Source organism: Glycomyces paridis (genome assembly GCF_004912155.1).
GTDB lineage: Bacteria > Actinomycetota > Actinomycetes > Mycobacteriales > Micromonosporaceae > Glycomyces > Glycomyces paridis.
This window is the reverse complement of the sequence record NZ_STGX01000001.1, coordinates 369,752-378,727: the sequence shown is the minus strand read 5'-3', so window position 1 is coordinate 378,727 and position 8,976 is coordinate 369,752. Positions and strand designations below refer to the sequence as shown.

Below are 8,976 nucleotides of genomic sequence, written 5' to 3'. Positions count from 1 at the left end.
ACCTGATTCACCAGACCCTGCGTCTGATCGATGATGAACGCACCGTCATCCGAGAGCGCCACCCGCACGCCCTCGCCCGGCGCGGTCTCGGCCGAACCGGTGAGCTCAAGGGTCGAGAGGTCGATCGCCGAGACCTTCCCGGTCACGATCTCCCGAAGCAGCAGGTGCGAATCGGTCTGCTCGATCTGGACCGCGTTCCCGGCCGCGTCCGTCAAGTCGTAGCGCACGTCGGTCGCGGCGGTCAGGCCGTTCACCCGCGCAATCTCACCGGCCTGCGTCGTCCACAGCCACAGACTCGCGTCCTCGCCCTGACTCTCACGACTGAACGCACCCGTGCCCAAGAGCGTGGCGACGAGCGCGCCGACCAGCACGACCGGCAATCCGACGGCTATCAACAGGCCCTTGACGTTCAATCGCCGGGCGTCGACACTGCTCGTGGTCATAAGGGGGGTTCCTCTGCGGGGGGTCAGCTGTACCAGAAGCGCGAGCGCCACTCGGGCCCTGACCGGTGCCTGGGGGCGGCACGCGAACCTGAGCCTAATTCACGCATGCAACGCCGACCAGCCTCCCATTGTCACAAGAAGGTCTCGGACGCGGGTCGGCCAAAGTGGCCTCCGCCGCTGATTCCGGACAGGCATGGCGGCGCGTGTCCGCGCCGCCATCGAATCCGGTCGTCCGCTAGGCGGCTTCGCCCAGTTCGAGCACGCCCGACCTGCGGGTCCGCGCCACGCCCGCCAGGGCCAGGATCTCCTGGGCCACATGCGCCTCGGCGAGTTCGCCGGGCGTGTAGACCGGGGCGTCCATGCCCGCGACGGCCTCGCGGATCGCCAGCTGCGACTGGGTCAGGCGCCCGGAGGCGGCGATGACGGGCAGGCCCAGGCCGCGCAGGTGCTGGGCGCCGTAGCGGGCGCCCGCGGCGTCGGCGGCGGCCAGGACCACGCCGTCGACCAGTTCTCGCAGCGTCGGGAATTCGAGGAGCGCGGAGGTCTCGGCCTGGAGGATGCCGTCGGCGATCTCCATGACCACGGCGTCGACGTCGTGCGCGGCGGCGTGGTGGTAGAGCGTCTGGGCGAGCTCGGCGAGTTCGGGGACGGGGACGCCCGCAGTGGTCGGGTAGCCGCCGTCGGTGAAGTCGGCGGCGACGACGGCGCCGGAGTCGCGGAACATCCACGGGTCGCCGCCGGCGCCGGTGCCGGTGATCTTGATGCCGGCGACGCGGTGCCCGGCGCGGGCGAGGCCGCGGATGACCGAGGCGGCGGTGGTGGACTTGCCCGCGTTCATGGAGGTGCCGACGACGCAGACGACCGGCGGGTGGTCGCCCAGGCCGAACGGGGCGAGCACGTTGAAGCGGCGCAGGTCGACGGGTACGCCTTCGCGGTCGGCGAGGACGCCGATGGGCTCGAGGCGGGTCGGCGGGCGCATGTCGCCGTGGCGGGAGAGGACCTCGCCGGCGACGCCGCCGGCGGCGACGAGGTCGACGGAGCTGCCGAGGACCTCGGGGACGCGCGACTCGTACTGGTCGGGCGCGTAGCGCTCGCCGAAGGCGAGGAGGACCTCGTCGCCGGGGTAGATGGCGGCCTTGCGGCCGGTGGCGACTTCGAGCCAGTTGTGGTGCCCGATGGCGTCGACCCGGGCGACCAGGATATGGCCGGGGCGGGGCGCGCATTCGTCGACCAGGGTGAGTCCGGGCAACGTCAGGTCGACATTGCGGACCGCGTAGGCGACTTTGAGCCGCGAAGCGAGCTCAGCAGACAACTCACGAATGCGCATGCACACTCCAAAGAGGACAAAAAGGGTCAGCGGGAGCACCCGCTTTAATGGAAGTACACCTGTGGTTCAGATAGTGACCACGGTGGCAGACACGGCGATCGCCGCGCTGTTGATGGACGAATATTACGGCCTGTGTTCGCGCTTGTAAAGGGTGGATTAGGTAAAACTGCGGCGGCGCCGGAGTTACACTCCGGCGCCGCCTGAAAATCGGTCTCTAGCTGCGAAAACTCACAGTTCTCGGCCGCGCCCGGCGACCGCTCCGATGACGATCACGGACGGGTGGTGCGCTTCGGTGACGCCCAGGTCGGAAAGAACGCATTCGCGCACGGTCTGGTTCTTCGTGGTCGCGCTCTCCACGATCCGGACGGGGGTGCGCGGGTCGCGGCCGCCGTCGATGAGGGCCGCGGCGATCGCGGCGCGGTTCTTGACGGCCATGAGCAGCACGATCGTCCCGTTCCCGGCGCCGAGCGAGGCCCAGTCGACGAGGCTGCGGGGCCCGGGGGGCACGTGGCCGGTGGCGACGGTGAAGTCGTGGACGACGCCGCGCTCGGTCACGGGGACGCCCGCGGCGGCGGGGCCGGCGATGGAGGAGGAGAGGCCGGGGACGACCTCGACCGGCACCCCGGCTTCGAGGCACGCGTCGAGCTCCTCGGCTCCGCGGCCGAAGACGAAGCCGTCGCCGCCCTTGAGGCGGACCACGAACTTCCCTTCGAGCGCGCGCTCGACCATGACGGCGTTGATCTGCTCCTGGGTGGTGTGGCGCCCGTACGGGAGCTTGGCGGCGTCGACGATCTCGACGTCGTCGCCGAGCATGTCGAGCAGCTCCTGCGGGGCGAGGCGGTCGGAGACGACCACTTCGGCGCGGCGCAGCAGTTCGAGGCCGCGGAGGGTGATGAGGTCGGCGTCGCCGGGGCCGGCGCCGACGAGGGCGACCGAGCCGCCTTCGGGGCGGGCGGTGCGGGTCCGGGGGGCGGCGATCTCGCCGGCGCGCAGGGCCGCGGCGACGGCGTCGCGGACGGCGGCGGCGCGGCGGGGGTCGCCGGAGGCGTGGACGGCGACGCCGACACCGTCGAACTCGGTGGCGGCGAGGGTCCACGCGTTCGAGGCCTCGGCGTCGTCGGCGCGGACGCACCAGGTGCGGCGGGCCTCGGCCTCGGCGGCGACGGCCGCGTTCACGGCGGGGTCGTCGGTGGCGGCGAGGACGAACCAGGCGTCGTCGCCGTCGCCGGGGCGCCAGGCGCGGCGGTCCCAGTGGAGCTCGCCGGACGCGGCGAGGTCCGAGAGGGTCGTGGTCGCCTCGGGGGCGACGAGGCGGACGTGGGCGCCCGCGGCCAGCAGGCGGGGGACCCGGCGTCCGGCGATCGAGCCGCCGCCGACGACGAGCACCGTCTTGCCGCGCAAGCGCAGACCGACCTCGTAGACCGACACAGGTGCCTCCTCCAGCACTCCCAGTGATACGTCGCCAAGCGTAGGCGGAAATCGTCGCGGGCATCTAACCGGAGGATTGCGAGCATGTTACGCGGTGTTCGGGCCCCGGCCGCCCCGTCGCGGTGCCGATCCCGGTTTCCGCTGGGGCGCGCGGGAGGCGAGTGCGGGTCGCGTCCCGTTCTACTGCGAAAGCGTTACCGGGGCTCGTGAGTTTTTTCACCTTGGCGCCCCGCATGTGCCCTAGGCTGGATATATGCGTGATCGACCCCGCCAGCACCGTGTGCCCGGACTGTCCGAACACGGGAGCGACCAGACCGGACCGCCCGCCGAAGGGGTGTACGCCCTCCTGCGCACCAGTCTGCTCGCCGGACTGGCGATAGCGGCCCTGCTGTTCCCGCTGGCGGCGATGGCCGGACTGAGCGCCAAGGCCGGTTTCAACGCGATCGACACGCTCTCGGTGGAGGTCACCGAGACCGACCCCCCGCTGACCTCGTACGTGTACGCCGCGGACGGCGAGACCCTCATCAGCCTCTTCTACGACGAGTTCCGCCGCCACGTCACCCTCGACGAGGTCGCGCCGGTCATGCGGCAGGCGATGGTCGCGGCCGAGGACTCGCGGTTCTACGAGCACAACGGCGTCGACTACCGCGGCATCGTGCGCGCCTTCGTCGCCAACAACTCCTCCGGCGGCGTCGAGCAGGGCGCCTCGACGATCACCATGCAGTACGTGCGCGGGGCCCTCCAGCTCAACGCCGAGACCATCGACGAGGTCATCGCCGCCACCGAGCAGACCGCGACGCGCAAGGTCACCGAGGCGCGGCTGGCGATGGCCGTGGAGGACCAGCTTTCCAAGGACGAGATCCTGGAGCGCTACCTCAACCAGGCCTACTTCGGGCACAACGCGTACGGCATCTTCGCCGCCGCTCAGGTGTACTTCTCCAAGCACCCCTCCGAGCTGAACATGCAGGAGGCGGCCACGCTCGCCGGGCTCGTCCAGGCGCCCTCGGCCTACGACCCGATCAGCGCCGACGGCACCGCGGCCCTCGACCGGCGCAACTGGGTGCTCGACCGGATGGTCGACATCGACTACCTCTCGCACGGCGACGTCTCCGAGGTCCGGGGCCTGCCGATCGAGCTCGACGTCTCGGACCCGCCGAACTCGTGCATCGGCGTGGAGGGCACGACCTCCGAGTACGGCTTCTTCTGCGACTACTTCCGCCGCTGGTGGCGCGAGCAGGACGCCTTCGGGGCGACCCCGGCCGAGCGGGAGAAGGAGCTGCGCCAGGGCGGGTACACCGTCATCACCACGCTCGACCCCGAGCTCCAGGACATCGCGAACGACACGGTGAACAAGGCCAAGAGCAAGGAGTCGAAGCTCCTGCACGGCGCGGTGGTCATGGAGCCGGGCACCGGGCGCGTGAAGGCGCTGGGCGCCAACCGGGTCTTCTCGTACGACCAGAGCCACAACGGCCCGCACTCGAACCCGTCCTTCGACCGCAAGGGCAACTACCCGAACACGGTGAACCCGGTCCTCGGCGGCGGCGACACCGGCGGCTACCAGGCCGGTTCGACGTTCAAGGTCTTCACGATGCTCGCCGCGCTCGACGCGGGCTACCCGCTCGACTACAACATCAGCTCCCCCAACCAGGTCAGGACGAGCTTCGTGTCCGCCACGACCGCGTGCGGCGGGAACTGGTGCCCGAAGAACGGCTCGGCCTCGATGGCCGGCAACCGCGACATGTGGTCGGGCTTCGGGATGTCGGTGAACACGTACTTCGCGCAGCTCATCGACCGCGTCGGCGCCGACAAGGCCGTGGAGATGGCCGAGCGGATGGGCCTCCAGTGGCGTTCGGAGGGCGACGCGTACTACGCCTCGGAGGAGCGGCGCTCGGGCTGGGGGCCGTTCACGCTCGGCGTCTCGGACGTCCAGCCGATCGAGATGACGAACGTGTTCAACACGCTCGCGGCCGAGGGCCAGTACTGCGAGCCGATCCCGGCGCTGCGGATCATCGACCCGAACGGCCAGGAGCTCGACGTCGCCTCGCCGCGCTGCCACCAGGAGCTCGACGAGGACGTCGCGCGCGCCGCCACCGACGCGGGCCGGTGCGTGACCGGTACGGCCCGCAAGGGGGCGCAGTGCGGGCCCTGGGGCACCTCGCCGGTGGTCGGCCAGCTCGCCGGGCGGCCGATCGCGGGCAAGTCCGGCACCACCGACAACGACCGGGCCTCGTGGTTCCTCGGCTACACGCCGCAGATGACGATCGGCGCCTTCATGGCCGACCCGGACTACATCTTCAACTCGGTGGGCAAGGGGAACACCTCGACCTCGAAGGAGACGGTCGGGAAGATATTCAGGGAGGCCCTCGAAGGAGTGCCGGTGGAGCAGTTCAACGCTCCGTCGAGACAGATCCAGTTCGAGGGGAAGGACTGACCGGCGCGTCCGGTGCAGCGGCCTCGTCGGCTTCCGACGGGGCCGCTTCGGTGTCCGGGCCGGCTTCCAAGGCGGCGTCGAGGTCGCGGCGCTCGCGGCGCGCGAGCGCGACCCAGCCGAGCGGCACCAGGAGCGCGAAGAGCAGCCACTGCCCGGCGTAGGAGTAGTTCTGCCAGTCCTTGAAGGAGGGCGTCTCCAGGGCGGTGAGGCCCTCGGCGGGCTCGGTGTCGGCGATCCAGGCGCCGCGCAGCTCGTAGCCGAGGCGGTCCTCGAACATCGGGAGGCTGAGGCGGCGCGACTCCAGGTGGCCGTCGACCTCGCTGACCGAGCCGCCTTCGGGCTCGGACTCGTAGACGCGGCCGGTCACGGTGACCTCGCCGGCGGGGGCGGCGGGGTAGTCGGGGACGCTGCCGGTGCCCTCGGAGGCGATGAAGCCGCGGTCGACCAGGAGCGCGGTGCCGTCCTCCAGGACCAGCGGGGTGACGATCTCGAAGCCGTTGACGCCGTTGTTCGTCTGGGCCCGCAGCACGATCTCGGCGCCGGAGTCGTAGACGCCGACGGCCTCCACGAGCGTCCAGCGGTCCTCGTCGGCCAGGGGCGCCCCGGCCGGGAGCGTCGCGTCGAGCGGGACGGCCTCGCCGCCCGACTCGATGACCTCGTTCGCCGCGGCCCGTTCGACCGCCCGGCCCCACTGCCAGTCCGAGAGCAGCACGCACACGACCATCACGACCGCGCCCGCCAGCGTCAGCCCGACCCAGCGCGGGGCGAGGACGAACCTGTATCGCTCCATCACGCCGCCGAGTCTAGACGGCACCTAGACTTGCGCCCCATGAGCGATGTTGTGAATGCGGTGCGCGCCGCCATGCCCGGAGTGCGCGCCGATCTGGAGGCCCTCGTCACGATCCCGGCGATCGCCTTCGACGGACTCGACCACGATCCGGCCCGCAGGGGCGCCGACGCCGTCCAGCGACTCCTGGAGGACGCCGGGGCCGCCGAGGCGAGGCAGCTGCGCCACGGCGGCGGGCAACCGAGCGTGTACGCGCACTTCCCGGCCCCCGAAGGGCAGCCGACGGTCCTGCTGTACGCCCACCAGGACGTGCAGCCGGTCGGCGACCTCTCCCTATGGGACCAGGACGACCCGTTCACCGTGGTCGAGAAGGACGGGCGGCTGTACGGCCGCGGCGTCGCCGACGACAAGGCGGGCGTCATGGCGCACGTGGCCGCGCTCCGCGCCCACGGCGGCCGCCCGCCGGTCGGCGTGAAGCTGCTCATCGAGGGCGAGGAGGAGTTCGGCTCCCCGACCCTGGAGGGCCTGCTGCGCGAGCACCGCGACCTCCTGGCCGCCGACGTCGTCGTCATCGCCGACTCCACGAACTGGAAGACCGAGGTCCCGGCCCTGACCACCACGCTGCGCGGGGTGATCAACGTCTACGTCGAGGTCGCCGTCCTCAAGGGCGCGGTGCACTCGGGCCTGTTCGGCGGGCCGGTGCCCGACGCGCTGACCGCCCTCGCGCGCCTGGTGGCGACCCTGCACGACGACGCCGGGGACGTCGCCGTCGAAGGCCTGGTCACCGGCCGCAGCGCCGACCTCGACTACGACGAGGCCGCGCTGCGCCACGAGGCCGGGATGCTCCCGGGCACCGAGTTCATCGGCACCGGCCGCCTCACCGAGCGCCTGTGGTCGAAGCCGACCGCCACCGTCCTGGGCATCGACGCGCCCGGCGCCGCCGAGTCCGCGAACGCCTTGCAGCCCAGCGCGCGCGCGAAGGTCTCGTTCCGGCTCGCGGCCGGGGACTCCGCCGAGAACGCGCTCAAGGCGGTGCGCGCGCACGTCGCGGCCAACGCGCCCTGGGGCGCGACCGTCACCGTCACCCCCGAGGGCGGCCTCGGCGACCCGTGCGCGATCGACGCGACCGGGCCCTCCTTCGACGCGGCCCGCGCGGCCTTCGCCGAGGCGTGGGACGGCACCGAGCCGGTCGAGATCGGCGTCGGCGGCTCGATCCCGATGATCGCGACCTTCCAGGAGCTGTTCCCCGAGGCGGCGATCCTCGTCACCGGCGTCGAGGACCAGTACTCGAACCCGCACGGCCCCAACGAGTCCCTCGACATCGCGATGTTCGAGCGCGTCTGCGTGGCCGAGGCGCTACTGCTGGAGAAGCTCAAACGCTAGCGAAGACGCGAAGCGGGGCCCGGCAAGTGCGCCGGGCCCCGCTTCGCTCCACAGGTCTCAGAGGCCGTCGCGGAAGCGGCGCAGGAGCTTCGCGAGCGGGTCGCCCGAGGTCTCGAACAGGTCCTTGTAGGACTTCGCGGCGGCCTTGGCCTCCGCGGAGATCGAGGCGTCCCCGTCGGCGTCGCGGCGCGGGTAGCCCCCGGAGAGGTACTCGCGGTACTCGCCGTCGTCGATCCAGGTCTTCAGGGTCGCGGCGCGGGCGACCGCGAAGTCGTGGCTGCGCTGTTCGAGGAGCATGAGCTTGAGGAAGCTGTCGCGCAGGTCGCCGCCGGTCTCGAACTCCTTGGCCTGCTCCAGGAACGCGGCGGTGTCGACGTCCCGCAGGTCGCCGCCGCCGGCGAGCTTCGCCATGACGCGCACGGCCGCGGCCGGGTCCTGGACGGCGAGCGCCCCGGCCCGGTCGGCCGAGAGCTCGGACTTGCGGCTCCACTCGTAGAGCGCGGCGGTGATGACGCGCAGGCCCACCACGCCGACCGGAATCCACGCGACGGAGGTGGTCAGGCGCAGCAGGACCATGAGCATGGTCCGGTACAGGCCGTGCCCGGAGAGGGCGTGGCCCAGCTCGTGCGCGAGCAGGAACCGCAGCTCGGCGTCGTCGAGCAGCTCCACCGAGCCCGAGTTGATCGCGATGATCGGCTTGTCGATGCCCACGCACATGCCGCCGAGGTCGGGGTTGCGGGTGACGTACAGGTCGGGGAGCTCGGCGGCGTCGAGGACCGCGCCCACCGAGAGGTAGGCCTCGTGGACGCGCGCGTACTGGTGGCGGTCGACGCGGATCGAGGAGCCGAGGAAGCTCAGCCGCAGCGCGCGCTCGGAGAGGACGCTCGAGAGCTTTCGCATGACGATGTCGAAGCCGCGCAGCTCCCGCAGGGCCACCAGGGCGCCCCGGTCGGCGGGGTGCTCCCAGGCGCGGGTCGATATGCCGCGCAGCAGGACCGCGTCGCGCGAGGACTCCCGGACCTCGACCGGGCCGCCTTCGCCGCCGCCCGCCTCGGGCGCGGTGTCGTCGTCCGCTGTCGGATGCTCGTCGCTCATGCCCGCTCCTCACGGTTGGCTCTGGTGCAAGTGTGGCACGCTCACGCCAGCGGCGGGACTCGCGAGAACGCCCGCTCCGGAG

Annotated in this window: 6 protein-coding genes and 1 pseudogene; 2 read left to right on the top strand and 5 right to left on the bottom strand. The window is 71.7% G+C overall.

Going from position 1 to position 8,976, the window contains the following annotated elements; all coding sequences use genetic code 11:
* From E9998_RS25095 to cobA, 3 genes and pseudogenes are all read right to left on the bottom strand, one after another.
* A pseudogene (locus E9998_RS25095) lies at nucleotides 1-443 on the bottom strand (fibronectin type III domain-containing protein); the annotation flags it as partial.
* A 235-nt stretch (nucleotides 444-678) separates the two neighbouring features.
* On the bottom strand, nucleotides 679-1,770 hold the full coding sequence (locus tag E9998_RS01695) for a DUF1611 domain-containing protein (protein ID WP_136527956.1): 1,092 nt from the start codon (nucleotides 1,768-1,770) through the stop codon (nucleotides 679-681).
* A 228-nt stretch (nucleotides 1,771-1,998) separates the two neighbouring features.
* Nucleotides 1,999-3,198, bottom strand: a complete 1,200-nt coding sequence (gene cobA / locus E9998_RS01690; RefSeq protein WP_204745190.1) for a uroporphyrinogen-III C-methyltransferase — start codon at nucleotides 3,196-3,198, stop codon at nucleotides 1,999-2,001.
* A gap of 253 nt (nucleotides 3,199-3,451) precedes the next feature.
* Here cobA and E9998_RS01685 point away from each other — a divergent pair, with 253 nt between their 5' ends.
* Entirely contained in the window at nucleotides 3,452-5,629 is a 2,178-nt protein-coding gene (locus E9998_RS01685) for a transglycosylase domain-containing protein (RefSeq protein ID WP_136527954.1), read from the top strand.
* On the opposite strand, the gene E9998_RS01680 is transcribed toward E9998_RS01685, so the two are convergent.
* Nucleotides 5,586-6,419, bottom strand: a complete 834-nt coding sequence (locus tag E9998_RS01680) for an SURF1 family cytochrome oxidase biogenesis protein (RefSeq protein WP_240037462.1) — start codon at nucleotides 6,417-6,419, stop codon at nucleotides 5,586-5,588. The genes E9998_RS01685 and E9998_RS01680 overlap by 44 nt on opposite strands.
* Nucleotides 6,420-6,458: 39 nt before the next feature.
* Between E9998_RS01680 and E9998_RS01675 the strand changes: the two genes are divergently transcribed.
* Complete coding sequence (locus tag E9998_RS01675) at nucleotides 6,459-7,799, top strand: dipeptidase (RefSeq protein ID WP_136527952.1); 1,341 nt, start codon at nucleotides 6,459-6,461, stop codon at nucleotides 7,797-7,799.
* A 57-nt stretch (nucleotides 7,800-7,856) separates the two neighbouring features.
* On the opposite strand, the gene E9998_RS01670 is transcribed toward E9998_RS01675, so the two are convergent.
* Nucleotides 7,857-8,894 carry a M48 family metallopeptidase gene (locus tag E9998_RS01670; RefSeq protein ID WP_136527951.1) on the bottom strand — a complete coding sequence of 346 codons (1,038 nt, stop codon included), beginning with the start codon at nucleotides 8,892-8,894 and terminating at the stop codon, nucleotides 7,857-7,859.
* Nucleotides 8,895-8,976: the final 82 nt, after the last annotated feature.

What these genes read in the sequence shown, in the direction of transcription:
- E9998_RS01695 (WP_136527956.1), bottom strand. Translation starts at nt 1,770, where the DNA reads ATGCGCATTCGTGAGTTGTCTGCTGAGCTCGCTTCGCGGCTCAAAGTC.
- E9998_RS01685 (WP_136527954.1), top strand. Translation starts at nt 3,452, where the DNA reads ATGCGTGATCGACCCCGCCAGCACCGTGTGCCCGGACTGTCCGAACAC.
- E9998_RS01680 (WP_240037462.1), bottom strand. Translation starts at nt 6,419, where the DNA reads ATGGAGCGATACAGGTTCGTCCTCGCCCCGCGCTGGGTCGGGCTGACG.
- E9998_RS01675 (WP_136527952.1), top strand. Translation starts at nt 6,459, where the DNA reads ATGAGCGATGTTGTGAATGCGGTGCGCGCCGCCATGCCCGGAGTGCGC.
- E9998_RS01670 (WP_136527951.1), bottom strand. Translation starts at nt 8,894, where the DNA reads ATGAGCGACGAGCATCCGACAGCGGACGACGACACCGCGCCCGAGGCG.